This is a genomic window from Nitratireductor aquimarinus (assembly GCF_017255295.1).
GTDB classification, from domain to species: Bacteria; Pseudomonadota; Alphaproteobacteria; order Rhizobiales; family Rhizobiaceae; genus Nitratireductor; species Nitratireductor aquimarinus.
The window spans coordinates 70,546-93,766 of the sequence record NZ_JAFKDE010000008.1 but is presented as its reverse complement, the minus strand read 5'-3'; the positions used below and the strand labels follow the sequence as shown (position 1 = coordinate 93,766).

Annotated in this window: 25 protein-coding genes; 9 read left to right on the top strand and 16 right to left on the bottom strand. The window is 62.7% G+C overall.

What is annotated here, in order from left to right:
• Positions 1 to 762, top strand: a complete 762-nt coding sequence (locus tag JYP46_RS14915; RefSeq protein WP_206548537.1) for an alpha/beta fold hydrolase — start codon at positions 1 to 3, stop codon at positions 760 to 762.
• Positions 763 to 766: 4 nt separating this feature from the next.
• Here JYP46_RS14915 and JYP46_RS14910 read toward each other — a convergent pair whose 3' ends face one another.
• From JYP46_RS14910 to JYP46_RS14850, 13 genes are all read right to left on the bottom strand, one after another.
• Positions 767 to 1,126, bottom strand: coding sequence for a hotdog family protein (locus JYP46_RS14910; protein ID WP_113156783.1), 360 nt, complete (start codon positions 1,124 to 1,126; stop codon positions 767 to 769).
• Positions 1,123 to 1,476, bottom strand: a complete 354-nt coding sequence (locus tag JYP46_RS14905) for a MaoC/PaaZ C-terminal domain-containing protein (protein WP_206548536.1) — start codon at positions 1,474 to 1,476, stop codon at positions 1,123 to 1,125. Before JYP46_RS14905 ends, JYP46_RS14910 begins: the two co-directional genes overlap by 4 nt.
• The gene (locus JYP46_RS14900; RefSeq protein WP_206548535.1) at positions 1,469 to 2,959 is read right to left on the bottom strand and encodes a class I adenylate-forming enzyme family protein; all 1,491 of its coding nucleotides are present in this window, start codon (positions 2,957 to 2,959) and stop codon (positions 1,469 to 1,471) included. The genes JYP46_RS14905 and JYP46_RS14900 overlap by 8 nt, the downstream gene beginning before the upstream one ends.
• Before the next feature lies 1 nt (position 2,960).
• The gene (locus tag JYP46_RS14895) at positions 2,961 to 3,740 is read right to left on the bottom strand and encodes an enoyl-CoA hydratase/isomerase family protein (RefSeq protein ID WP_113156780.1); all 780 of its coding nucleotides are present in this window, start codon (positions 3,738 to 3,740) and stop codon (positions 2,961 to 2,963) included.
• The gene (locus tag JYP46_RS14890; protein ID WP_113156779.1) at positions 3,737 to 4,327 is read right to left on the bottom strand and encodes a TetR/AcrR family transcriptional regulator; all 591 of its coding nucleotides are present in this window, start codon (positions 4,325 to 4,327) and stop codon (positions 3,737 to 3,739) included. Before JYP46_RS14890 ends, JYP46_RS14895 begins: the two co-directional genes overlap by 4 nt.
• Before the next feature lie 163 nt (positions 4,328 to 4,490).
• Positions 4,491 to 5,858, bottom strand: coding sequence for an NADP-specific glutamate dehydrogenase (gene gdhA, locus JYP46_RS14885; protein WP_206548534.1), 1,368 nt, complete (start codon positions 5,856 to 5,858; stop codon positions 4,491 to 4,493).
• A 312-nt stretch (positions 5,859 to 6,170) separates the two neighbouring features.
• Positions 6,171 to 6,836: an HD domain-containing protein gene (locus JYP46_RS14880; RefSeq protein ID WP_222474154.1), complete on the bottom strand. Its 666-nt coding sequence runs from the start codon at positions 6,834 to 6,836 to the stop codon at positions 6,171 to 6,173.
• A gap of 16 nt (positions 6,837 to 6,852) precedes the next feature.
• Positions 6,853 to 7,497, bottom strand: coding sequence for an HAD family hydrolase (locus JYP46_RS14875; protein ID WP_206548532.1), 645 nt, complete (start codon positions 7,495 to 7,497; stop codon positions 6,853 to 6,855).
• Positions 7,494 to 8,558 carry an ABC transporter ATP-binding protein gene (locus JYP46_RS14870; protein ID WP_206548531.1) on the bottom strand — a complete coding sequence of 355 codons (1,065 nt, stop codon included), beginning with the start codon at positions 8,556 to 8,558 and terminating at the stop codon, positions 7,494 to 7,496. The genes JYP46_RS14875 and JYP46_RS14870 overlap by 4 nt, the downstream gene beginning before the upstream one ends.
• Before the next feature lie 56 nt (positions 8,559 to 8,614).
• A complete protein-coding gene (locus tag JYP46_RS14865) occupies positions 8,615 to 9,865 on the bottom strand; it encodes an extracellular solute-binding protein (RefSeq protein ID WP_206548530.1) in 1,251 nt (416 codons plus the stop codon).
• 31 nt (positions 9,866 to 9,896) lie between these two features.
• Complete coding sequence (locus JYP46_RS14860) at positions 9,897 to 10,742, bottom strand: carbohydrate ABC transporter permease (protein WP_206548529.1); 846 nt, start codon at positions 10,740 to 10,742, stop codon at positions 9,897 to 9,899.
• Positions 10,739 to 11,662, bottom strand: coding sequence for a carbohydrate ABC transporter permease (locus JYP46_RS14855; protein WP_206548528.1), 924 nt, complete (start codon positions 11,660 to 11,662; stop codon positions 10,739 to 10,741). Before JYP46_RS14855 ends, JYP46_RS14860 begins: the two co-directional genes overlap by 4 nt.
• Positions 11,659 to 12,489, bottom strand: coding sequence for an MBL fold metallo-hydrolase (locus JYP46_RS14850; RefSeq protein WP_206548527.1), 831 nt, complete (start codon positions 12,487 to 12,489; stop codon positions 11,659 to 11,661). Before JYP46_RS14850 ends, JYP46_RS14855 begins: the two co-directional genes overlap by 4 nt.
• Positions 12,490 to 12,634: 145 nt before the next feature.
• On the opposite strand from JYP46_RS14850, the gene JYP46_RS14845 reads away from it, so the two are divergent.
• From JYP46_RS14845 to JYP46_RS14810, 8 genes are all read left to right on the top strand, one after another.
• Positions 12,635 to 13,564, top strand: a complete 930-nt coding sequence (locus JYP46_RS14845; protein ID WP_206548526.1) for a LysR family transcriptional regulator — start codon at positions 12,635 to 12,637, stop codon at positions 13,562 to 13,564.
• Positions 13,565 to 13,784: 220 nt separating this feature from the next.
• Complete coding sequence (locus JYP46_RS14840) at positions 13,785 to 14,804, top strand: ABC transporter substrate-binding protein (protein WP_206544972.1); 1,020 nt, start codon at positions 13,785 to 13,787, stop codon at positions 14,802 to 14,804.
• Entirely contained in the window at positions 14,804 to 15,607 is an 804-nt protein-coding gene (locus tag JYP46_RS14835; RefSeq protein WP_206544973.1) for an ABC transporter ATP-binding protein, read from the top strand. Before JYP46_RS14840 ends, JYP46_RS14835 begins: the two co-directional genes overlap by 1 nt.
• Before the next feature lies 1 nt (position 15,608).
• Positions 15,609 to 16,424, top strand: a complete 816-nt coding sequence (locus tag JYP46_RS14830; RefSeq protein WP_206544974.1) for an ABC transporter permease — start codon at positions 15,609 to 15,611, stop codon at positions 16,422 to 16,424.
• 21 nt (positions 16,425 to 16,445) lie between these two features.
• Positions 16,446 to 17,165 carry a GntR family transcriptional regulator gene (locus JYP46_RS14825; RefSeq protein ID WP_113156766.1) on the top strand — a complete coding sequence of 240 codons (720 nt, stop codon included), beginning with the start codon at positions 16,446 to 16,448 and terminating at the stop codon, positions 17,163 to 17,165.
• Entirely contained in the window at positions 17,162 to 18,076 is a 915-nt protein-coding gene (locus tag JYP46_RS14820; RefSeq protein WP_206548525.1) for an Ldh family oxidoreductase, read from the top strand. The genes JYP46_RS14825 and JYP46_RS14820 overlap by 4 nt, the downstream gene beginning before the upstream one ends.
• Before the next feature lie 104 nt (positions 18,077 to 18,180).
• Positions 18,181 to 19,497 (top strand): acyl-CoA thioesterase/BAAT N-terminal domain-containing protein, encoded by a 1,317-nt coding sequence (locus JYP46_RS14815; RefSeq protein ID WP_206548524.1) that lies wholly within the window; start codon positions 18,181 to 18,183, stop codon positions 19,495 to 19,497.
• Positions 19,498 to 19,562: 65 nt separating this feature from the next.
• Positions 19,563 to 20,441 carry a DUF1684 domain-containing protein gene (locus JYP46_RS14810; protein WP_113157137.1) on the top strand — a complete coding sequence of 293 codons (879 nt, stop codon included), beginning with the start codon at positions 19,563 to 19,565 and terminating at the stop codon, positions 20,439 to 20,441.
• Positions 20,442 to 20,500: 59 nt separating this feature from the next.
• Here JYP46_RS14810 and JYP46_RS14805 read toward each other — a convergent pair whose 3' ends face one another.
• From JYP46_RS14805 to JYP46_RS14795, 3 genes are all read right to left on the bottom strand, one after another.
• Positions 20,501 to 21,238, bottom strand: coding sequence for a hypothetical protein (locus JYP46_RS14805; RefSeq protein WP_244974874.1), 738 nt, complete (start codon positions 21,236 to 21,238; stop codon positions 20,501 to 20,503).
• 365 nt (positions 21,239 to 21,603) lie between these two features.
• Positions 21,604 to 22,338: a pentapeptide repeat-containing protein gene (locus tag JYP46_RS14800; RefSeq protein ID WP_206548523.1), complete on the bottom strand. Its 735-nt coding sequence runs from the start codon at positions 22,336 to 22,338 to the stop codon at positions 21,604 to 21,606.
• A complete protein-coding gene (locus tag JYP46_RS14795; RefSeq protein WP_206548522.1) occupies positions 22,339 to 23,052 on the bottom strand; it encodes a pentapeptide repeat-containing protein in 714 nt (237 codons plus the stop codon).
• Positions 23,053 to 23,221: the final 169 nt, after the last annotated feature.

Sequence of the window (23,221 nt, the reverse complement as noted above, 5' to 3'; positions counted from 1 at the left end):
GTGACGCGCTCCATCCTGTTCCTGCATGGCTGGACGATGCGCGGAGCCGTGTTCGACCGGCTGATCGCCCGCATCGGCCCGGATTTCGACTGCCATGCGCCCGACATGCCCGGCCATGCCGCAGCCGCCCACCTGCCGCCGACGCTCGATGTCTGCGCGGACATGATCGGCGAGGCGCTCAACGCCCTGCCAGACAGGAAACCGCTGGTGGTGGGCTGGTCGATGGGGGCAGCCGCCGCCTGGCGCTATCTCGCGCGCCATGGCAGCGCCGGGATCGGCGGGCTGGTCACCGTCGACATGAGCACACACATCGTGCCGGCTGCGGACTGGCCGCACGGCCTGAAAGGGCAGACGGCTGAGAGCGTGGCGCAGTCGACCCGGCGCTTCCGCACCGACTGGGATGGCGCAACGCACGGCATCGCCGCCACCATGTTTGCCACACCCGAAGGCGCACCCGGCTTTTCGCGTGAAGACGCGCGCAGCGTGATCCTCAGTCAGGATCCGGAGAAGATGCGCACCATGTGGGATGATCTCGTGGCCATGGATGCGCGCGCACTGGCACCCGATTTGAACCTGCCATGGCTCGTCTGCTCAGGCGCAAAAAGCCGGGTCTACCCGGCCTCGGCCTCCGACTGGATCGCGCAGACGGCCCCGAACGCGAAGCGCCATGTCTTCGCTGCCTCGGGCCACTCGCCGCATCTGGAAGAAGAAGAGGCCTTCGCGCGAACGATTATCGATTTCGCCGCAGGCCTCAACGCCTGAACCGTCAGGCCCCGACATCCTTTGCCTTCACCAGTGAACGGCCCTCGCAGATCACCGTGCCATCAGGTGCGGTGCAGCGCGCCCATAGATCGACCAGATGCTTTTCCGGCCGAAGACGGGTGATCTCGACTGTCGCCGTCAGTTCGGTGTCGAGCGGCGCCGGTGCCTTGAAAGCCAGTTCCTGCTTGAGATAGTTGGTGCCCGAGCCCGGAAGCTTTACGCCCAGAAGATAGGAAAACAGCGCCGCGATCAGCGGTTCTGGCACCTGGCTTTCCGGGGCCGCGCCGGAAAGCGCTGCATAGGCCGAAAGATCGGCAGCGGAATAGGTGCGGCGCACGGTGGCGCTCTGTCCGGTCTCCATCATGCGATCCTTGCCTCCCCGACAAGCAGTTCTGCGGCGTCTGCAACCCGCACCGCCTTCATTTCAAGCGTTCCCGGCGCGGTTTCACGAACCGTCAGCGCAACCTCCTCACCGGCAAAGGCGGGGTTGGGAAACATCATTGTCTGGCTGACCTGGCGCGCGCCGGGCTCAGCCTTCTGCAACAGCCCCCAGAGCTTGGAATAGATCAGCATGCCATGGCTGACGGTGCGGCCAAAGCTCGTGCGGGCCGAGAATTCGGCGTCCACATGGATCGCGTTGTCGTCACCCGACACCGCAGCAAAGGCGTCGAACTCCTCCTGGCTGGGCAACCAGCGGGCGGACAGGTCAAGCATCGGTCAAAAACTCTCTGAGATCGGGTTTGCGCACCTTGCCGGCGGCAGTGCGTGGAAAATCCTCCAGCACGCAGAAGCGCACCGGCACCTTGTAACCGGCGAGCCTTTCGCGGCACCATGGCCGCAGCGTCTCGACATCAAGCTCGGCGTCGGGGCGCAGAACCAAAAAGGCGACGCCCACCTCACCCCATTTCTCGTCCGCGCAGCCCACAACGGCCACCTCCAGCACGGCGGGATGCGCGTTGAGCGCACGCTCGACCTCGGCGGGATAGACGTTTTCGCCGCCAGAGACGAACATGTCCTTGATCCGGTCGACGATGAAGTAATAGCCATCCGCATCGCGCCGCCCCACATCGCCGGTGTGCAGCCAGCCATCGGGCGTGAAGGTCTTTTCCGTCGCTTCCGGGTTCTCGAAATAGCCCGGCGTGATGTTGGGACCGCGCAACTGGATCTCCCCGGAACCGGGCGCGCCATCGGGGACGCCTGCAAGGCGCACATCCGTCATCATCTGCGCCCGCCCCACCGAGCCGATCTTCTCGGCAGCGCGGGCGGCATCCATCAGGAACACGGTGGGCCCGGTTTCCGTCATGCCGAAACCGTTCAGCACATAGGCGCCACGTTCGGCGAAGAAGCGGATCAGCGGTTCCGGCAGCGGCGCGCCGCCGCAACCGCAGCGAATGGCGGTCCAGTCGACGTCTTCGATGCCCGGCATGAGCGACAACGCCTGATAGATGGCCGGCACGCCGAATACCTGTGTCAGCTCGCCCGCGCGCAGCATGGCGAGCAGCCTTTCGGCATCGAATTTCGGCAGCACAGTCGAGCTTGCGCCGTTCAGGAAGACCGGCAGCGTGTAGAGATTGATCCCGGCCGTGTGGAACAGCGGCAGGAAGTTCACCGAACGATCCTCTGCCGTAAGGCCGATGGCCTGCCCGATATTAATCGCATTCGCCCAGGCCATGCGCGCAGTCTGGATCACCGCCTTGGGCCGTCCGGTCGTGCCCGATGTGAACAGGAGATACCAGGGGCGCGTCGCGGGCACCGCCGCGCGCAGCGCCGGACCACCCTGCGCGATCCAGCCATGAAGCGCATCGTCGAAACCGAACAGCGCCGCGCCGGTCTTCGCGGCCACATCCGCCGCCAGACCGGCATGCATCGCATCATGCAGGATGGCCTTTGCATTCACCGGCTCCAGCGTTTCAACCAGTTCGGGTGCCGGCTGCCGCCAGTTCAGCGGACACAGGATGATGCCTGTCTTCTGGCAGGCGAACAGCGTGAGGAAGAACTCCACCCGGTTCAGACAGAGGATCGCCAGCCGGTCGCCCTCGCCCAATCCGGCCCGGCGCAGCCCCTCGGCAATGCCATCGGCTGCGGCATTCACATCGGAAAAGGTCCACGCGCGGCCTGTTTCGGCATCGCGAAAGGCCAGTGCATCGGGTGAAATCTCGGCCCGTTTGCAGGCCATGTCGGGAACGGTCTCGAACATCTCAAGCCTCCTTGCCAAGAAATGCCGCCATCTTCGCCCGTGTCGCCTCAAGCGGGATCAGTGTGCGAAAGGCTTCGGTCTCTGCTGCAAGCCGCGCCTCCACCTGCGCCCGTCTTGCGGCATCCCAGATGAGCGCCTTGCCGGCAAGCGCCATATCGATGTCGAGCGCGGCCAGCCGGGCGAGCGCAGCATTTTCGGGATCAGGGTCGACGGCGCAGGCGAGCCCGCGCGCCATGAGTTCCTCCGCTCCAAACCGCCGGTCGTTCAGGAGCCAGTCCTGTGCGGCACCCGCGCCGATCCGCTCCGGCAGCGTGGCCGTCCAGCCGCCATCAGGCGCAAAGCCCATCACCCCGTAATAGGGCTGCACGAATGCATCCGGAGCCAGAACGGCAAGGTCGGAAGCAAACAGGAAACCGGCGGATCCGCCGGTAATCGCACCCCGGCCAGCCAGAGCGACAATGGCCTTCTGGCCGATCATCCGCAGCACGCAGCGCTGTAAAAGCGGCACGACCCGCTCGGCATAGGCCACCGCCTGCCCGTCGCAGGCCGCTTCCAGAAATCGGCCGACATCGCCGCCAGTGGAAAAATTGCGTCCGCCGCAGATCAGTGCGCGGCGGAGGCCGGTATCCTCGAAATCTTCCTGAGCGGCCTCAATTGCGGCCAGAAAATCCGGCTCCAGCGCATTGGCGCGGGGCGCGGCCAGGGTGATCACGAAACAGTCGCACCCGCCGGGCGCGCTGCGAATTTCAGTTCGGACGAACGAGGGTTCGTGCGAACTCATGGGGCAAGCCCGTGACAGATCATCTTATGCGCCTCCTCAACCACCCGCTCGATGTCGGGTGTCTCCTCCCACAGCACGTAACGGTCTCCGAGCGCCTTGGAGATGCCCATCAGCGCATAGGCCCGCACCTCCGGATCGCCCGCAGAAATCTCGCCGCGCTTCTGCGCCTCGCGCAGGCCAAGCGTGTAGGCCTGCCCGAAATGCCAGAAATAGTCCCGATAGGCCTCCGGATCGACGAACCGCGCCTCCTCAACGATCCGGTAGAGCTGCGGCCTTTCGGCGACGAAGCGTAAAAAGGCTTCGAGCCCCGCCCGCTCCGCGCTCAGACGGTCGGGCGCATCGCTGATCGCCTCACCTACGATCGCGCGCGTGATCCGCCCCATCTCCAGCACCAGCTCGCGGAAAACCTGTTCCTTGCTGGTGAAATACACGTAGAATGTGCCGAGCGCCGTATCCGCCAGCCGTGTGATCTCGGCAATGGACGCGGCGGAAAAGCCCTGGTCGCCCATGACCGTCTCGGCTGCTGCAAGGATCTTGGCGCGCCTTATCTGGCCGCGTTTCGTCTTCGGTTCTGCCATGACATACATGAATAATGATTCAGGTTTCAGTTTCAAGCAAAATCCGCACTTGATCCGGCTGCGATTTTCCTCCGTTTGCAGATTTTGAGCCCCAAAAAGCGGAAACCCATACGAAAAACCCGCGCGAAACAGGTCGCGCGGGCTCGTTTCTCTGGAATGCCGATAGAGGGCGTCAGATCACGCCAAGCGCGTCCATGGCTTCTGCAACGCGCACGAAACCGGCAATGTTCGCGCCCAGAACATAGTCGCCGGGCGAGCCGTATTCATCGGCGGTTTCGGCACAGGTGTCATGGATATGCGCCATGATCTCGGCCAGGCGCTCTTCCGTGCGCTCGAAGGTCCAGCTGGCACGCGATGCGTTCTGCTGCATTTCCAGCGCCGAGGTGGCGACGCCGCCTGCATTGGCCGCCTTGCCCGGCGCGAACAGGATGCCGGCTTCCTGGAACACGCGCACGGCCTCCGGCGTCGACGGCATGTTTGCGCCTTCGCCAACGGCGATGAGGCCGTTCTTCACCAGCGTCTGCGCGTCCTTGCCGGTCAGCTCGTTCTGCGTGGCCGAAGGCATGGCGACATCGCAGGGCACATCCCAGATGGACCCCTTCTCGACAAAGTGCGCGCCGGCACCCTTGAGCTTCACATATTCCGAGATACGGCCGCGACGCTTCTGCTTGATCTCCTTGACCAGATCGAGGTCGATGCCGTTTTCATCGACGATGTAGCCGCCTGAATCCGAACAGGACACGATGACGCCGCCGAACTCGATGATCTTTTCCATCGCGTAGGTGGCCACATTGCCCGAACCGGAAACGCTGACGCGCTTGCCTTCGAAATCCATCTTGCGGGTGCGCAGCATGCGGTCGACGAAATAGGCCGCGCCGTAACCGGTCGCTTCCTTGCGCGCCTGCGAGCCGCCATAGGAAAGCGCCTTGCCGGTCAGAACGCCGGCCTCATAGCGGTTGGTGAGACGCTTGTACTGGCCGAACAGATAGCCGATCTCGCGACCGCCGACACCGATATCACCGGCCGGCACGTCGGTGTACTCGCCGATATGACGGTGCAGCTCGGTCATGAAGGACTGGCAGAAGCGCATCACTTCCGCATCCGAACGACCGCGCGGATTGAAGTCCGAACCGCCCTTGCCGCCGCCGATCGGAAGACCGGTCAGTGCGTTCTTGAAGATCTGCTCGAAGCCAAGAAACTTGACGATGCCGAGATTGACGGTGGGATGAAAGCGGATACCGCCCTTGTAGGGGCCGAGTGCGGAGTTGAACTGAACCCGGAAGCCGCGGGCGATCTGCACGTTGCCGGCATCATCGACCCATGGAACGCGGAAAATGATCTGGCGTTCCGGTTCACAGATGCGCTCGATCAGCGCGTTGTCGGCATATTCCGGGTGTTTCGCGATCACCCGACCAATGCTCTGGAGAACTTCCACCACTGCCTGGTGAAATTCCGTTTCTCCTGCGCTACGGCGTAATACGTCTGCAAGAATAGGCTCAAGTTTTTCGTCAACCGTACTCAAAAATTCATCCCTTTTCATTTCCCCCGACGCAAAAACCGCGTCGCCGTTTTACTCAAAGCATTGACGATGAAAGACCCCGCACACGCTGGCGCGGCATCGTCCCTCATCGAGAAAGAGAATTCTGTAGACCTGCCCCGGAAAAGCAGTATCGAAGCGAACTCGACTGGAGAAATATTCGCTTATCCGCCATCCGACAAGGCGAATTTGAATTTCAACCAATGCGTGTTGGATTTCCACACTCTGAGCATTTGGAAGTGGATGAACATGTTTTGAGCGCCGCAGAACGCCGCGACGCCCGGGATTGCGGTCTTCCGGCCGCGCGAACGCAGACTAGCCCCTTGCGCCCTGAGGAAGGGCAGCGCCGAGTTCCTCGGCCAGATCCGCCAGAAAACGACGCAGCACGTCGGCGCGCCGGTCCGCGAGCTGACGCCCCATGGAGGTCTGCATCGTCTCGGGAAGGCGCAGCAGCTTCACCTCGAAATGATCCACCGAGTAGCGCTTGTCATCGAGCGGGCGATTGACGGCAAAGGGGTCTTCTCCGTCGAACAGGCTGGAGCCGAGCTGGCCGGAAATGGCGAAGGTGCGCGCAAGGCCGATGGCCCCCAGCGCCTCAAGACGGTCTGCATCCTGCAGCGCCTTCGCTTCCAGCGTTTCCGGCGTAATGCCCGCCGAGAAACTGTGCGCCACGATGGCGTGACATGCAGCCTCGCGTTCGGCCTCGTCAAAACCCAGGGATTTGAGAATGGGCCGTGCGGCCTCGGCCGACAGGGCGGAGGCCCGCGCGCGATCCGGGTGGTTCTTCGGCAGGTTGATCCAGTCATGGAGATAGGCTGCGGCGATGATCACGCGCTGATTGCCGCCGCCTTCCCCCGCAGCAATCTCAAGAGCGGAACGCATCACGCGGCGCGCATGGTTGATGTCGTGGCTGTTGTCGCTGCTGTCGTCATGCGCCTCGAAGGCGGCTTCGAGGTCAGCGATCAGTTTGCTATGCGGCATGAAACTCGTTCTCTTTTCAGGCATTCAGAATATGTCCGGCGGCGTCCGCCAGACTGTCGAAAACGGGCGCGCCCGTTGCAAGCAGCGCATCCCGCCCCTGCATGCCGGTCGTCACCAGCGCGGTCCTGACGCCAAGCGGCGCAGCCGCCGCGAAGTCGTCAACCGTGTCGCCGATCAGCCAGCACGCTCGCGGGTTCACATCAAGCGTCTCGCAATGACGTTCGAGGCTCTCCCGCTTGGTCGGGTGTCCGGTTCCCGTAAAGCCCTCCACGAGCGTGAAATGGCTCCCGAGGCCGTGATGCTCGATCAGTTGTTCGATCTGGCCATGCGGCGCCATCGACAGAAGCGACTGGTTGGTGCGTTCTGCCAGTGTGGAGAGCGCGTCCAGCGCATCGATGGCGAGCGGAAGTCCGTACATCGCCGGATCGTAATTGCGCTCATAGGCCTCGCCAAGATGGCGAAGCTCGTCTGGACGTGCAATCCGCCCCAGAAGCGCACTGAAATACTCCGACAACGGACGCCGGTAATGTTCCCGCACCATTTCGGGCGTCACGCCCGGCCGCCCAAGCTCTGCAAGGGCATCGGCGGTGATTTGCGCCGTGATGGCAAAATCGTCCAGCAGAGTGCCGTTCCAGTCCCAGATCACGTGGTTGTTTTTCATACTGCACCCGCCACGCGTTTTCCTGTCTCATCGAAATAGTGAAGCGCCCCGGCCGGAATGTGGAGTTCGAGCCGATCGTCCGGCCGCACCACTTCTTTCAGCCGGGCGCGCAGTGCAAGCCCGCCGCATTCCATATGAACGAGGCGTTCCGAGCCCATCAGTTCCGAACGCCTGACGGTGACCGGCAATGTGGCCTTCTCGCCGTCCACCGGTCCCAGTTGCACGTCTTCGGCGCGGAAGCCGAGGCGGAACATTGGCGAGAGCGGGGCCTTCGGCAGCCCGTCCAGCCGCACCGCGCCCGATGTGACGAAAACCCTGTCTTCGGAACGTGTCACATCGACAAGGTTCATGGAGCCAAGAAAATCGGCGACGAAGGTGTTTGCCGGGCTCGTGAAAATGTCTTCCGGCGCGCCCTGCTGCTCAATGCGGCCATCGCGCATGACGATCAGATGGTCGGCAAGCGCAAGCGCTTCCGTCTGGTCGTGGGTCACATAGACGGTGGTGGAGCCAATCTGGCGCTGCAACGCGCCCAGTTCCGCCCGCATCTCGATCCGCAGCTTGGTGTCCAGATTGGACAGCGGCTCATCCATCAGCAGAACCGCCGGGCCGCGCACGATGGCGCGCGCAATCCCGACACGCTGCCGCTGGCCGCCGGAAAGCTGCGCCGGGTAGCGATCAAGATATGGCTCCATGCGCGTCAATGCGGCTGCGGCCCTGACCCGCGTGCGAATGCTCTGCGGATCAAGCCGCGCCATGCGCAGCGGAAAAGCGATGTTCTCGAACACCGTCTTGGTCGGGTAGAGCGCATAGTTCTGGAACACCATGGCCACGCCGCGATGCTGGGAATCCACCTGCGTGACATCCTGCTTACCGAACAGAATGCTGCCCGATGTGGGCGTTTCAAGCCCGCTCAGGCAACGCAGCAGTGTCGTTTTTCCGCAGCCCGAGGGGCCGACGATGATCGTGATGCCGCCCGCCGGGCAGTCGATATCGAGACTGGAGAAAACCGGACGCTCCGCGCCCGGCCAGTGCTTTGTGAGATTGCGAACCGCTACGGGCATGGGGTTCTTCCCCATGCCCTGCGGGCCTGCTTTCCGGGCCGATCCGTTGCGCGCGATCATTGGGCTTCGTTCAGCTCGTTCATGATGTCGGCAAGGCGGCTCATGCCCTCCTGCGGTTCGACAGCGCCGGTCAGGATCTGGTGCTGGATATCGCCGAAATTGCTCTGGAACTCGTTGTTGGCGCGGCCCGGCAGCGTGTACCAGGGGCGGTTTTCCTGGCCGTTCAGAGCCATGAGCGCGGGGTTTTCGGCATAGAAATCGCCGAGCAGTTCCGGCGTCTGCGCAGCAGTGACATTGATCGGCGAAGAGGCCGTCGCCTTCACCGTGGCGGCAACGCTCTCGGGCGCAACGAGTGAGAGGAGCGCCTTGCAGGTGGCTTTCTGACGCTCCGGGTCCGTCGCGAGCATCACGAAACCATTGCCGGAAGCCGCCGTCAGCGCCTCCTCGCCGTCACGGGCCGGCATCGGCGCAACCGCCAGATCGAACGCGATGTTGCTGGTGACGTTGTTATAGGCGGAGGACGAGCTTAGAAGCATCGCCACTTCGCCGGACTGGAACATGCGCGAAGCCTCACCCCAGAAGGTCGAGGGCGCGAGCGCGGGCATCTGCTGTTTCTCGACGAGGCCCCGCATGAACGCCATCAGCTCGACCGAAGCCTTGCTGGCAACGCCGGACCGGCCCTCGCCATCGACCATCTCGCCGCCCGACGAGAGAAGCTGGCTTTCGTAGACATAGGTGTTCGGCATGTACATCAGAACGCCAAAACGGTTGCCGGAACCATCGCTCAGCCTGGCGGCAGCGGCCTCAAGCTCGCTCCAGTTGCGCGGCGGGTTCTGCGGGTCGAGGCCTGCGGCCACAAATGCATCCGCGTTCACGAACAGCGCAGGCAGGGTGACATACCAGGGCATGGCATAGAGCTTGCCGTCGACACGAAAATTGTCGACCAGCCCCTTGTCGAGCTGCGCCGCGAGCTCCGGAGCCGAGGCAAGACATTCGTCCAGCGGCTGCGCGCGGCCAGAATCCACATAGGCCCGCAGCACGGCGCCGGTCACGCGAACCGCATCCGGAGCGGAGCCGGCAACGATGTCGGCCAGAACCTTCTGCGTGGTGTCGAGATCTGACTGGTTGTCGAGTTCCAGATTGACCGAAACATCCTCCTGGCCGGCGTTGAAGGCCTCGAAGACCTGTTTCAGAACCGCGCCGTTCTGTTTTTCCTGACCGGAGACCAGCCGCAGCTCGGTCTGGGCGAGTGCAGGCGTCGCGCTGATCATGGCGAGGAGTGCGGTGGTGGTGAGAAGGCGTTTCATGAATTGGCTCCAGATGTGATGTGAGACGATGTCAGTCGACCTGCCCGGAGGTCATCGCGATGCCGGCGATGAGCTGCCGCTGGGCGATGAGGAAACCGACGAGAAGAGGCAGGACGGTCAGGGTTGCAGCCGCCATTTGCGGCCCGTAATCCGCACCAAGCTCCTGATCGAGAAACTTGACGATGCCGAAGGGAACCGTGGCGGCGAAATCATTGCGCAGCACGAAAGACGGCCAGAAATAGTCGTTCCAGTGCGACACGAAACTGAGGATGCCAAAGGTGACGATGGCCGGCCGCGCCATAGGGAAGACGATGTGCATCAGCGTGCGCAGCGAGGACGCGCCATCGAGCCGCGCCGATTCGAAAACCGATTGCGGGATCGACAGGAAGAACTGCCGCAGCAGAAAAACGCTGAAGGCAGAACCGATGAACGGCAGGATAAGCGCGCCATGCGTGTTGATCATGCCGAAGCGCGACAGAAGCACGTAAATCGGAATGGCCGTGGCGTGATAGGGAACCATCATCGCGGCCAGCACCAGCCACAACCCGACTTCTCGCCCGGAAAAGCGCAGCCGCGACAGCGCATAGGCTGCGGGAACGCAGACGATCACCTGCCCGATGAAGATGGCGGTCACCACGAAAATGCCGTTCAGATAATAGCGAAGCAGCGGCACTTCCGCGAAAACGCGGCGATAGTTCTCGAGGCTGAAATCGCTGAGCGCCAGAATGTTCCCGGCAAAGACCTGATCCGGCGCGGTGAACGAGGTGCGCAGCATCAGCCAGAAAGGCAGCAGCATGAAAACCGCGCCTGCAGCGAGCGCCAGATGGGTGCCGCCTGCAACCAGGCGGGCGCGGGTCGTGTCGATTGATTGGGTCATCGCGTTCCAGCCTTCTCGAGCCGTGCGGTCATGATGCGCTGGAGCGCGGTTGCGGCGATGGCGAGCGCCAGAAGAACGAGCGTGACCACCGATCCCCCGCCGATGTCAAAGAAGTAGATGCCCCGTTCCCACATGAGGTGAGCGAGCGTCTGGCTGCTGCGCGAAGGGCCGCCGCCGGTCATGGTCGAAACCGTGTCGAACACCCGCAGCGCATTGACCGAAGTGATGATGCCGACAAACACCGTGGTCGGGCCGATGGCAGGCCAGGTGACGTGCCAGAAGCGGTGCCATGCACCCGCGCCATCCACCCGCGCGGCGTCGATCTGGTGGCGCGGCACGGAGGCAAGCGCCGCGAGATAAAGAACGACGACAAAGCCGATCTGCTGCCAGTTGCCGACAATGGCGACCGCCGGCAGGGAAAGCACGGGCGAGTTCAGCCAGTCGACCAGGCCGGTCATCTGACCAAGCGTCTGGTCGACGATGCCGCGACGCCCGACGAACATCCAGCGCCACACGATCGACATGGCGACCAGCGTGGCCGCGACCGGAAGGAAGTAGACTGCCTGCCAGATTGCGCGCCCGCGCCGCAGACTGTTGATCGCGAGCGCGATCAAAAGGCCGAGGATCATCGATGGCGGCACGGTCAGGAGAATGTAGGTGAAGGTGACGCGCAGGCTGTTGAGCACCTCGCCGCGCGCGGCAGCCCGGGTGAAATTCTCGAACCCGACAAAGCGAATGGTGCCGGCCAGAATATCCACGTCGAAGAAGGCGAGCAGCAGCGTCAGAAGACACGGCAGGATCGCAAAGACGAACAGGAGCAACATCAGCGGGCCGACCAGCAGATAGGGCGCGATGCGCGGCCCCATTCCTGTGGGCGCTGCCGGAATGGGCGTGAGAACCGCTGCGGGAGAAACGGTCACAGGCGATACTCACGCGTTTCAAAGGCGAGATGGATTGCACCGCTGAAATGCTGCGCCGCCGCGGCGCGCGCGCTCGGCCCGTCTTCAGGCGCTGCGAGATGGCAGAGCACCAGTTCGCGCACCCCTGCGAGAGCGGCCAGCCTGCCCGCCTCGGCAGGGCTCATATGCGCGCCGCCGGCAAGCGGGCCGGACATATGCGCATCCACCAGAAAAAGATCGGCGGAAGCGGCGAAACCCACCAGGGTCGGGTCAAAACGCGCATCTGCCGAGTAGACGATGCGCGCGCCGTTCTTCTCGATCCGCATCGCGGCCGTCGGCGCATTGTGATCCACCGCATGCGTCTCGATCTGGTTCGCGCCAAGCCTGAGCGTGTCTCCGATGGCATACTCACGGACATCGAAAACCGTCAGAAGCCAGTCGTGCCGCTCCTGAACCGAGGCGGCAAGCGCCCGCTTTCCAGGTTCGTCCGCATCGCTTGGGAACTGCCAGTTGCGGTGACCGAACAGGTCGGAGAACCGCTGAAGAAACTGCAAACCGCCCTGCGGAATGCAAAGGGGCAGCGGCGTGGTGCGCCCATCCACGAGCCATTCGGCCAGAAGCGCATAGGCAAGCGGCACGAGATCCAGAACGTGATCGGGATGCAGATGGCTGATGACCACCCCATCCAGCCCGCAATGCCTGCCATCGGCAAGCAGAGCGGTTGCGATGCCGGGACCACAATCGAGAAGGATGTTTTCCTGATCGGCCGTAACCAGATAGCCCGAACAGGGAAGCCCCCGCACGGGATACCCACCCGACGAACCCAGAACTTTTAGAGCAAGTGACACAAAAACCGCCTGAACCGAAACGCGATGGCGGCGACGGTTAAGTCGGCTGCATTTCACCTGCATGACAGTTCAATTCGAATGTCATCCGACTGATAGATAAAACCTATAGGCGGGTTGCCGTGATCAAACGCGAAAGTGTCAGGGCATGTCCGGCAATCCCATCGAACCGTCCATTCTGCGCCGCATGCGCAATGTGAGCCTGCGCCAGCTCATCTATTTCGACGAACTGGCCCGCCTGAGCGGCTTCAACCGCGCGGCAAAGTCGCTCGCCATCAGCCAGCCCACGCTGAGCCAGCAGATTTCGCAGCTTGAAACGACACTGGGCGTGCGTCTGGTCGAACGCGGAAACCGGCTGCTGAGGCTGACGCCGGAAGGGCAGTTTCTGCTTGGACAGGCGCAGCGGGTGCTCGACATTTTCGGTGACGCCATCGAAACGCTCGAAGGGCGGCGCAATGCGCGGGAGCTTAAGATAGGCATTCCCAATTACATGTCCTATCCGGCAACCACCCAATTGCTGCAACGGTTTCGCAAAAGCCATCCGGCAAGCGATTTCTTCCTCACCGAACTTTCTGCCGAAGAGCTGAGCCAGAAGCTGAACGAAGGCGAGCTGGACGCTGCCTTCCTGACCATTCCGACGCCGCCGCGCCTGTCGGAGGATCTGGAGAGCATCACCGTCTGGAAGGCCCCCTATCTGATCTGCCTTTCACGGCACCATCCGCTCGCCGCAAAGCCGTTTCTCAGCGGCGAGGATCTGGCGCATCTGGAGATCATTCTCGCGCCGCGAAACTATCACCGCGCGCATTACGATTATCAGATGGGCGGTCTTCATGCGCTGGGCTTCACGCCGCGCATCGTCCACACCCAGGTCAGCACCGCGCAGTCCCAGATGGCGCTTGCAACGGCGGGTGTCGGCGTCTGCCTGATCTCGCCGGACACGCTCTCCATGAGCCCCGAACTGGTTCTGAAGCCCACCGAGCCAGCGCTGCCAGACCACGAGCTCGCGCTTTTCTGGTCGCCGGCGAACCAGAACCCGCTGCTCAGGGAGTTCTGCAATTGCGCCCGGCGTTTCGGCTAGAGGCCTTCCCCGATTTACCCCGCCCGACACGGGCGAAATTGCTTCAATCGATACAACAGTACCAAAATGAAAATATCAGGTTGCGCCACTGATATATCAGTTGTACGGTTTCATTTCCGGCATGACGTTCTCCCTGCCCACGGCCCGGAAAGGCTTCGGACAGGGGCGGAAATGTCAGGCGCCGGCCAGTTTTCCTTGCGGAGAAGGAGGAGTCTCACGCATGCTCTCAGTCAGTCGTCGTGTTCTCATGGCAGCCGCGTTTGCTGTCGCTTTGGCCCCGGCAGCCACCCTGCCAACAAAGGCCGAAGACCTGCCGGAGATCGAGTTCCTCTATTCTCCCTTTGCCGACTATGCGCCCTTCTTCGTCGCGGAAGATCTGGGATATTTCGATGAGTTCGGCGTCGACGTGACGCTCTCGCCGAAAGGCAACACGGCCGAGACCATCCAGATGCTCGCCTCCGGCAACATTGAAGCGGGTGCCGCCACCTGGGCCTCCAGCCTCTTCAACGCGCTCGATCGCGGCGCCACGGTTTCCATCATCGCCACCTCGGCGCGCATGCCGAACACGGTTCCCTCCCCGTCGCCTTTCATGGTGTCGCAAACGGCCTGGGATGAAGGCATCCGCACCGTTGCCGACCTCAAGGGCAAGCGCATCGGAATTCCCGGCCCCGGCGGCTTTGGCATGTATTCGGTCGCAAAGGCGCTCGAAAAGGGTGGCCTGACCATCGACGACGTCGAGCCGGTCTACCTGCCGCCGCCCGCGACCGCCGCCGCCTTCGCCAATGGCGGGCTTGAAGCGGGCTGGAGCATCGAGCCCTTCGCCCACCAGCTTGAAAAGCAGGGTCTTGGCCGCCGTCTGGTCGAGGATCACACCTTTGGCACCGAGCTTGGCCTGATCGCCTTCAACCAGGACTTCGTCGAAGAGAACGAGGACGCGGTTGTGCGTTTCATGGCGGCCTATCTGAAAGCTGCACGCCAGCTCGACAATGGCGGCTGGGAAGACGACAAGATCCTCGAGATCGTGTCGAACTACACCGGCACCGAGCCCGACGCCCTGCGCGGCATTCCCTATACGGTCCGCTCCGAAGACGGCGCCATCGACATGGAATCGGTGCGTGAACAGGAAGAGTTCTTCCGTCAGCGCGGCGCGCTCGAATATGAGGGCAATTCCGACATCGACAGCGTTTATCGCCGCGATCTTCTGCAGCGTGCCAACGAACTCCTCGCAAGCAAGAAGTGATGCAGGCCGTGCAGGAAAAAGTGCGTCCGTCTCCGGCGAAGACCGCCGGAGCGGCCATCGAGGTCAGCCATCTGACCAAAGCGTTCTACGACAGCCAGGACGACCGCGTGACCGTGGCCGTCTCCGACGTCAGCTTTGAGGTCGAACGCGGCGAATTCGTGTGCATCGTTGGCCCCAGTGGCTGCGGCAAGACCACGGTTCTTCGCATTCTCGCCGGCCTAGAGGACGAGCTGAGCGGTTCCGTGAAGCTGCACAGTTCGACGCCGCCGGCGATGGTTTTCCAGGAAGCGTCCGTGCTGCCCTGGCTGACCGTGTCGCAGAACATCGCGTTTCCTCTGAGCCTCAAAGGCGTGCCCCGCGCACAGCAGGAGACGCGTGTGCGCGAAATGCTGACGCTGACGGGCCTGACCGACTTCGCGAACGCCCTTCCCCATCAGCTTTCCGGCGGCATGAAGCAGCGCGTCTCCGTGGCGCGCGCTCTTGTCGACGACCGCGACATCCTCTTGATGGATGAGCCGTTCGGCGCACTGGATGAGCAGACGCGCCTGGTTCTCCAGCAGGAATTGCTGCGAATCTGGGAAACGACCGGCAAGACCGTGGTCTTCATCACGCACAGTGTCGATGAAGCGCTGACGCTGGCGGATCGCGTTCTCGTCATGTCGCCGCGCCCCGGCAGGCTGGTCGCCGACATGCGCGTCCCCTTCGAACGCCCGCGCGACGTTGTGGAGATGCGCCGCGACAAGCGTTTCTGGGATATGACTTACGAGGTCTGGCGCTTGCTGGCCTCTCCTGCGGAGGCATGAGATGAGCACTGCGACCACGATACTGACAGAAGACGAACTCCGCCGGCTCAAAGCGCCGGCGCGGCGCGAAAAACTGTTCCGCTTCGCGTCCTATTTCAGCCCGCTTCTGCTCCTTTTGATCTGGGAGCTGTCGAGCCAGTTCAACCTGATCGACCGCCGCTTCTTCCCGGCTCCCAGCGCCATCGCCGAAACCGCCTGGCGCATGATCGTGAGCCTGGAGCTTTTCGAGCATATGGGCGCAACCCTGCGCCGTGTGGGCATCGGCTACATGATGGGCGCCATTCCGGGCATCACGCTCGGCCTCATTCTGGGCCTGTCCCAGCCTGCCCGCCGCATCCTCGGTCCGATCTTCTCGGCACTCTATCCGGTGCCGAAGATCGCCATCCTCCCACTGATCCTGCTGATCTTCGGCGTCGGCGATGCATCCAAATTCGTCGTCATCGCCATCGGCGTGTTCTTCCTGATGTTCTACAACACCATGGGCGGCGTCCTGCAGACCCCGCAGATTTACATGGATGTCGCCAAGAACGCAGGCGCGAGCCGGTTCCAGACCTTCACGCGCATCGCCTTCCCGGCTGCGCTGCCAAGCATCTTCACCGGCCTGAAGCTTGCTGCGGGTTCGTCCTACATCATCATCGCAGCCGCCGAGTTCCTCGGTGCGCGCAGCGGCGTCGGCTTCTTCATCTGGGCATCGTGGCAGACCTTTGCGGTCTCGCGCATGTTCGTCGGCATCGTCGTGATTTCGGTCATGGGCTATCTCACCATCCTCGCCCTTGAGGCGCTGGAGCGGCACTTCGTAGCCTGGGCGAAGAACTGATCGGCTGAGGAAAAGAGGCTCATGACCGTCGACACCGGCCCGGCCCCCAACGCCCACACACCCGTCTCGGAGCGCATCTATCTTGCGCTCCGGCAGAAAATCGTGCGCTGCGAACTCGCACCGGGCACCACGCTCGACACCAACGCCATTGCGCGTGACTACGACGTTTCGAAAACGCCGGTGCGCGACGCCATGCAGAAGCTCGCGGCCGACGGGCTCGTGACGATCCTGCCGCGCAGCGGTTATCGCGTGGCCACCATCACGTTTCAGGCCGTCCACGAAATCCTGGACCTGCGCGCGGCCATCGGCCCGCATGCAGCACGGCAGGCAGCGCGTTACGCCACTCCGGCCGACATCGCCGAGCTGCGCGAAATCGTTGCCGAATATGCAACGCCGCTCGACATCGGGGCCATGCAGCAGGTGGCGCGGCGCTTCCACGTCGCCATCGCGCAGTGCAGCCGCAACAAGCGCGTTGTCGCTCTCTCGGAAACCCTGTTCGACGAGCTTGAACGCCTTCTGCGCTTCGCAATCGATTTCTCGGTCAAGATCGGCGAGCACTCGGACGAGCACACGGCGCTTGTCGACGCCATCGAGGCCGGCGATGGCGAAAGGGCCGCCGCCATCGAGGCCGAACACATCAAGAGCAGCCGGGCGTTCCTGATCGAACGCCTGATGACGCTCGGTTATCTGTCCGCTGGCGAAGTCCAGATCGGCAATGCAGCGCGGGGCATGGACGAATGATCGCATTTCCCGACGCAGTTGCGCGGCTCTCGGCAGCGCTTGGCGACACTCCGGCAGCGAAACTTGCCGCAGCAGCACTGATCGAGGCCGACGCGCTCAACCTGTCGCGCTTCGGCATTGCCATGCTCGATGAGTGGACGGCCGACGCCGCGCCCGTCCCGACTGCCGAAACCCCGCAGACAGTAAGCTGGCTCGACTGCTCTGCCTCCTTTGCACCGCTTGCCGTTGCGAGCACCACGCTGGACCTCGCCACAGCCGCACGGAAAAAGGGCATCGCCGCCGTCTTTCTGCGTGGCGTCAGGGGCTTCGGCCGGCTTGCTCCCTTCGTGCGCCATCTCGCCGATGCCGGCCTTGTCGGGATCGCCGGGGCCGAAGGCCCGCCTTTCGTCGCCGCCCATGGCGGCACGCGCGCCGTCATCGGCACCAATCCGTTCGCCCTCGCCATGGGCACCGGCGCGGACCGCGTGGTGATCGACGTGGCAAGCAGCACCGCCACCATGGCCGACATCCGCAACGCCCGCAGCACCCGCGCTCCCCTGCCGGAGGGAATTGCGCTGAATGGCGAAGGACAGCCGACCACCATCGCCTCCGAGGTTACCGCACTTCTGCCGCGCGGCGGACAGGTTGGCTCTCTGCTTGGCCTCGTGGTCGAACTTCTGGCCGGTGTCGCCGGCGGTGGCCGTGACGATCCGAAAGGCCGGGGCGTGTTCCTGCTTGCCTTCGACCCTGAAGCAGCCGGAGACAGCATCGACTGGCAGGCCCGGCTTGCAGCCCTCAAAAGCGACTGGACCGGAAGCGGCGGTCACTGGCCGCGCGGCGGCGCACGCTCGCCCGAAGCCGCATTGGGCTATGATTTTGCCAAACACCTCGATGCTCAGCTCGCACGCATGACAGGTGAGGCGAACCAATAATGCCACGCCTTTCCCGACACGGCCGGAGTGCCTCCGGCTCAGCCCCTCTGCGCGCCAATGCCCGGAAATGGCTGACCACCCCTCTTGCAGAAATGGTGCTCTAGATGACGACAAATCCTGCTTCCGCGCCCGTTGTTTCCGTCACCCCCGCTGACGGCCTGATCGACGAGCCCCGCCGCATCGTCGTCTCGGGCCTCGCGCCCGATGAACTCGTCGCGATCTCCGCGCGGACAGTGCGGGCGGGCGGCGTTGTCTGGTACAGCCAGGCGACATTCATGGCCGATGCCGATGGCGTCGTGGATCTGACCCGCGATGCGCCCGTTGGCGGCGATTATGCGGAAATCTCGGCAATGGGCCTGATCTGGAGCCAGAAGCCGGTCGACAGCAACAGTCAGGAGCTTTTCCCCGACGACGTCATGCAGCCGCTGAAGACGGCGCTGACGGCGGAAACCGCCGCCGGCGTCAAGGCAGAGGGTGCGCTTCTCCAGCGTCTCGCAGCGGAAGGCGTGGAACGGCAGGACATCCGCGAAGACGGGCTGGTCGGCACGCTGTTCACACCCGCAGGCCCCGGCCCGCATCCCGTCGTGGTGGTGCTCAATGGTTCCGGCGGCGGCATCAACGAGCCGCGCGGCGCGCTTTACGCCTCTCATGGCTATCAGGCTTTTGCGCTCGGCTATTTCAAGGCTCCGGGCCTGTCGCCCTTCATCACCGAAACCCCGCTCGAATATCTGGAGACCGGCCTCAACTGGGCGCACCGCACGCTCAAGCCGCGCGACGGTTTCGTGGCGGTGGCCGGGCAGTCGCGCGGCGGCGAACTCTCCCTGCTTCTCGGCGCGACCTTCCCCGATCTCATCTCCGCCGTGATCGCCTATGTGCCGGGCGCCATGGTGCATGGCGCACAGGGTGCGGGTGATCCCGCGCGTGGCGGCTGGCAGGGCGTGACCTGGACCCGGGGTGGTGAGCCGCTTACCCATCTCTGGCAGGACAACAAGGCCGTGCACTGGCACCCCTGGGGCGGCGATGCACCACCGACCCGGCATCATTCCGTCTTCTTCGAGGGCCTGAAGGACACCGATCTGGCCGCCCGCTCACGCATTCCGATCGAGAACACGAAGGCCGCCGTTCTGCTCGTTTCAGGCCGCGACGACCGCGCCTGGCCATCGAGCCTCTACTCAAAGATGGTGGTTTCGACCCTCAACCGGCACGACCACCCGCACCTCGTTCGTCACCTCGATTTCGATGACGCCGGCCATGCGATCAACCTGCCCTTCGTGCCCTCAACCCAGTTGAGCCGCGAGCACCCGGTTTCGAAAGTGCCCTACACGAATGGCGGCACGCCATCGGGCAACGCACGGGCGGATGAAGGCTCCTGGCGCGGTGTCCTCGCATTCCTCGACGAACTCACACGCCCGGCCGGCTGAAGCGCCGGTCCACCCACTTTCTTTTGCGCAAGCAGACAACTGAATCCTTCGAAAGGAAGATGAACATGCCCACGACAGAACACCTGGAAGGTCAATGGCGCGAATGGCGCTATGCCCACGTCGCCAAGATGTTCCGCCCGTATGGTTGGACTTCGCTGGTTGCGCAGTACTGGCTGGAGAAAGACGATCAGGGCGTCACCTTTGACCTTCTGCCGGGCACCTGGTCGGTGGAAGACGGACGCATCATGTTCACCCCGCCCGCCGAAGGCCCGAACCTGTCGGTGGACGGCGAATACCCCACGGGCCCGGTGGAGATCATTCCGGGCCGCAACCAGACCTATGGTCATGGCGACAGCCTTCCGGTCTATTTCGGCCGCAACGAGGTGGAAACGCTTCTGCGCACGACGCATGACGGCCAGCCGCTTTTCGGCGTCCGCGTGCGCGACCCGCGCGAGGCTACGCGTCTGGAAGACGCCGGCGTCACCGCTTTCGACTATGATCCCGAATGGCGCATTCGCGGCGTCTACACGCCGAGCGAACGCACCGACTATGAGGCTGAAACGGTGGAAGAAGGCGTGCGTGAATCCACGCCGCGCATGGGCACCTTCACCTTCGAGTACAAAGGCAAGAGCCACGAGCTCGTTCTCATCGGCAAGGACACGCCGGACGGCGTGCAGCCAGTCGCCCATGTGCGCGACAAGACCAATGGTCCCGTCACCTATGGCGCCGGCCGCGTCATTGAACTTCAGTTCACCGACGAGACCAACAGCCGCATCGACTGGATCGATTTTAACTATGCGGTCGCACTGCCCTGCGCCTTCACGAACTTCGTGACCTGCCCGCTGGTTCCTCCGGAAAACCACCTCGATTTCGAGGTTCTGGCCGGCGAAAAACGCCCTGCGCAGAACATTGCCCGGACCATGACCTATCAGCCCAAGGACTGACCGGCCTCCACAGTCTTCAGGCATGTGCCGCCAGGTGTTTCCCCTGGCGGCACAACGCCCTAAAATGTGATGGAAAGCCCGACGACCGGGCCATGCTGGGTCACGCGATACTTGAAGTCGCTGACATTGTCGCCGCCATCATAGTCCTGATACAGAACGCGATAGCCGGCGCGGAACATGGTGGGCACGTCGTGGATCATGGTCCGGTAGCCGAGATAGGCCTGACCGTGCGCACTGAAATCAGTGCCGGCGCCAAATCCGCCAATGTCTGCTTCCGCCGCAAAATTCCAACGGTCATCAATGTCGTAGATCATCCGCGCGCCGATGAACGGGTCGGTCCACTGCACCTTCCGGCGAGCGGTCATCGGCCCGACTTCGACCTTGGCGTCTATCTGTGTCCAGCGAACACCAAGCGTCGGCTCGATTGCGAACACGCGCGGCCTGCCAAAGAGCGTCGCGCCACCCAGCTCCTGCTCGTAAACGCGATAATAGGCGCCGGCGGCAAGCGTGGTGTTGATGACCTGCAACGCCAGTTCATTGTCCAGAATGTCTTCATCCTGGCTGGTCTTGACGTACTGGCCGTCGACATAGACGCCGAACGTGCCATTCGTGACTTCCAGATTGCCCATCAATCCGGCATCGAGATTCTTAAAGATCTCATGAAAGGGCATTTTTACATCAGTGCTATATCCAAGAACGCCCGCCGTGCCGTTGAGCGACGCGCCCCAGACATAGGGGCTGAAAATCACCCGCCATCGCTGCTGATCCTGGATTTCGGCCTCTGTCGCGCCAAGCATGTCGCTGGCCTGCGCCGCAGCGGACGCAGAGCACAGGGCAAAACCCGCCAGCGCGGCCCTGAAGAGGCGCGCAGCTGATAAACCACCACTCTTGCCCGCACAATGTTCGGTCATATTCCCCCCTCGCTCCGGCAGACACCGGCCACCCCTTGTCCCTGGGATTCAGCGTAAAACTTCGCCAAACTCAGAACTCACAAACATTTATTTCATCATACAGGGCAAGTGAACTGGTTTTTTTTACGAAAGCGTCGCGAAAGCCGAAACATACGCCAGATGATTTTGGCCATTTCCTGCATCGTTTCCATCAACTCTCACCGGAGCGGTAAAAGTATTTTTCAGATGATCAATATTACTGGGTCCTGACCCTAGTTCAGCACCCTGATCCGGAATTGCGCCAGCACCTTTTCCTGCTGGTCACGGCTGATGGTCAGATCATCAGTCGTCAGCGCCTCGGTCAGATCCAGCTCATCGATCTGCGCATGCGCGATGCTTGCCCCCGTCAGGACCGCACGCGTCAGCCTGGTTCCATTGAGATTGGAGCCTGCAAAACTGGCGGATGAGAGATTGCAGCCGGTCAGGTTCGCACCACGCAGATCGCAAAACTCGAACGTGCTGCTTTCAAGATTGAGGCCATTCAGATCGGCGTCCTGAAGTTTCGTGCGCACGCACGAAAAGCCACCCATTATGTGCCGATGGTTGATCTGCCGCTGAACGTCGAGCTTCAGCTGCGCCTCACCCGCATCGCAGTCTTCCAGACGCAGCATGAAGCCCAGGCAGTCGCCAAACACATTGTGCGAGACATCGCATTTCAACAGAACCGCATTCGACAGGTCGCAGCGCGACCAGGTGCAGCGCTGCGTCTCCTTCTCTCCGCTGAAACGGCAGGATTGCAGTTTTGCGTCACGGAACGAACAGCCGATGAACTGACAGTCGTGAAAGGTGGACAGGCCGATCCGGCCGCCATCGAAAATGCAGTTCACGAATTCACATCGAAAAAACGTGGTTTCGAAGATCGCAAGGTCGTCGAGAACCTCATCGCGGAAGCTCTTCTCCGAAACGTTCTGCAACCCTGCGGCTTCTTCCAGGCTCATCGCGTCCATTCAGAAAACCAGCAGCCCGAGCTGTTCCAGAAGCTCGGCGGCCTGCTGCCTTGAGATCATCGCCCCCCTGAAGCGGCGGGCGTCGGTCAGCTTTATCTCACCAAGATCGGCGTCGCGCAGATCCGCAAGCTCGAAACGGCAATCCGCCAGATTCGCGCCCCGCAGAGAACAGCCCTCGAATGTCGCCCCGCGAAAGTCGCACATCCGCAGGTCCGCCTCGCCGAAATCGACCCGCTTCAACACCTTCTTGCGAAACGAGAACGATGGCAGGGTGGCCATTCTCAGGAGCACTTCCTCGAGCTGAAGCTCAAGGCTGCGCACTTCCGTCAGGTCCGCGCCGAGCATCTTGCAGCCAGTGATGACCGCCGATGTGAGCGTTGCGCGCCGAAAGTTTGTATTGCTGAAATCACTACCCTCGATCCGGGCGTCGGTCATTTTTGCGCCAACGAAACTCGCCTTCGCAGCCCGGCAACCAACAAAAGCGGCATCATCCAGCTGCGCGCCATCAAAACAGGTCCGGGTGAGATTGCATTGCTCGAAACGCCATCCCTCCATGTCCAGCCGCGAGAGATCGGCGTCTTCCAGAACGCAGTTCCACAGCACCACCGGCGCACCCGACCCGGTGAGCTGGCGTAGCGCATCCCGACCGAGTTCCTGATCGGCGAGCGTGGCGGAACCTTCGCCTGTTGAGATCATCTCAAAGCGGCCTTCCATGAAAGAACTCTCTGAACCAGCGTTGTCCTATTCCCCACCGCGCTCCCGCCATCCTGACGGGAGATGCATTTGCGGCGAGGCCGAAGCATCTTGAAGCGCCCTTATCGAAGACGCGCCGCGAACTTGCAATCAGAAGCGGCTCTGGACCCAGGACACTCCTGACAGTCCG

Bases quoted from the DNA above. Each gene is read 5' to 3' on its own strand.
- JYP46_RS14910 (WP_113156783.1), bottom strand. From the start codon at position 1,126: ATGATGGAGACCGGACAGAGCGCCACCGTGCGCCGCACCTATTCCGCT.
- JYP46_RS14905 (WP_206548536.1), bottom strand. From the start codon at position 1,476: ATGCTTGACCTGTCCGCCCGCTGGTTGCCCAGCCAGGAGGAGTTCGAC.
- JYP46_RS14900 (WP_206548535.1), bottom strand. From the start codon at position 2,959: ATGTTCGAGACCGTTCCCGACATGGCCTGCAAACGGGCCGAGATTTCA.
- JYP46_RS14895 (WP_113156780.1), bottom strand. From the start codon at position 3,740: ATGAGTTCGCACGAACCCTCGTTCGTCCGAACTGAAATTCGCAGCGCG.
- JYP46_RS14890 (WP_113156779.1), bottom strand. From the start codon at position 4,327: ATGTATGTCATGGCAGAACCGAAGACGAAACGCGGCCAGATAAGGCGC.
- gdhA (WP_206548534.1), bottom strand. From the start codon at position 5,858: ATGAAAAGGGATGAATTTTTGAGTACGGTTGACGAAAAACTTGAGCCT.
- JYP46_RS14880 (WP_222474154.1), bottom strand. From the start codon at position 6,836: ATGCCGCATAGCAAACTGATCGCTGACCTCGAAGCCGCCTTCGAGGCG.
- JYP46_RS14875 (WP_206548532.1), bottom strand. From the start codon at position 7,497: ATGAAAAACAACCACGTGATCTGGGACTGGAACGGCACTCTGCTGGAC.
- JYP46_RS14870 (WP_206548531.1), bottom strand. From the start codon at position 8,558: ATGCCCGTAGCGGTTCGCAATCTCACAAAGCACTGGCCGGGCGCGGAG.
- JYP46_RS14865 (WP_206548530.1), bottom strand. From the start codon at position 9,865: ATGAAACGCCTTCTCACCACCACCGCACTCCTCGCCATGATCAGCGCG.
- JYP46_RS14860 (WP_206548529.1), bottom strand. From the start codon at position 10,742: ATGACCCAATCAATCGACACGACCCGCGCCCGCCTGGTTGCAGGCGGC.
- JYP46_RS14845 (WP_206548526.1), top strand. From the start codon at position 12,635: ATGTCCGGCAATCCCATCGAACCGTCCATTCTGCGCCGCATGCGCAAT.
- JYP46_RS14840 (WP_206544972.1), top strand. From the start codon at position 13,785: ATGCTCTCAGTCAGTCGTCGTGTTCTCATGGCAGCCGCGTTTGCTGTC.
- JYP46_RS14835 (WP_206544973.1), top strand. From the start codon at position 14,804: ATGCAGGCCGTGCAGGAAAAAGTGCGTCCGTCTCCGGCGAAGACCGCC.
- JYP46_RS14830 (WP_206544974.1), top strand. From the start codon at position 15,609: ATGAGCACTGCGACCACGATACTGACAGAAGACGAACTCCGCCGGCTC.
- JYP46_RS14825 (WP_113156766.1), top strand. From the start codon at position 16,446: ATGACCGTCGACACCGGCCCGGCCCCCAACGCCCACACACCCGTCTCG.
- JYP46_RS14820 (WP_206548525.1), top strand. From the start codon at position 17,162: ATGATCGCATTTCCCGACGCAGTTGCGCGGCTCTCGGCAGCGCTTGGC.
- JYP46_RS14815 (WP_206548524.1), top strand. From the start codon at position 18,181: ATGACGACAAATCCTGCTTCCGCGCCCGTTGTTTCCGTCACCCCCGCT.
- JYP46_RS14810 (WP_113157137.1), top strand. From the start codon at position 19,563: ATGCCCACGACAGAACACCTGGAAGGTCAATGGCGCGAATGGCGCTAT.
- JYP46_RS14805 (WP_244974874.1), bottom strand. From the start codon at position 21,238: ATGCTTGGCGCGACAGAGGCCGAAATCCAGGATCAGCAGCGATGGCGG.
- JYP46_RS14800 (WP_206548523.1), bottom strand. From the start codon at position 22,338: ATGGACGCGATGAGCCTGGAAGAAGCCGCAGGGTTGCAGAACGTTTCG.
- JYP46_RS14795 (WP_206548522.1), bottom strand. From the start codon at position 23,052: ATGGAAGGCCGCTTTGAGATGATCTCAACAGGCGAAGGTTCCGCCACG.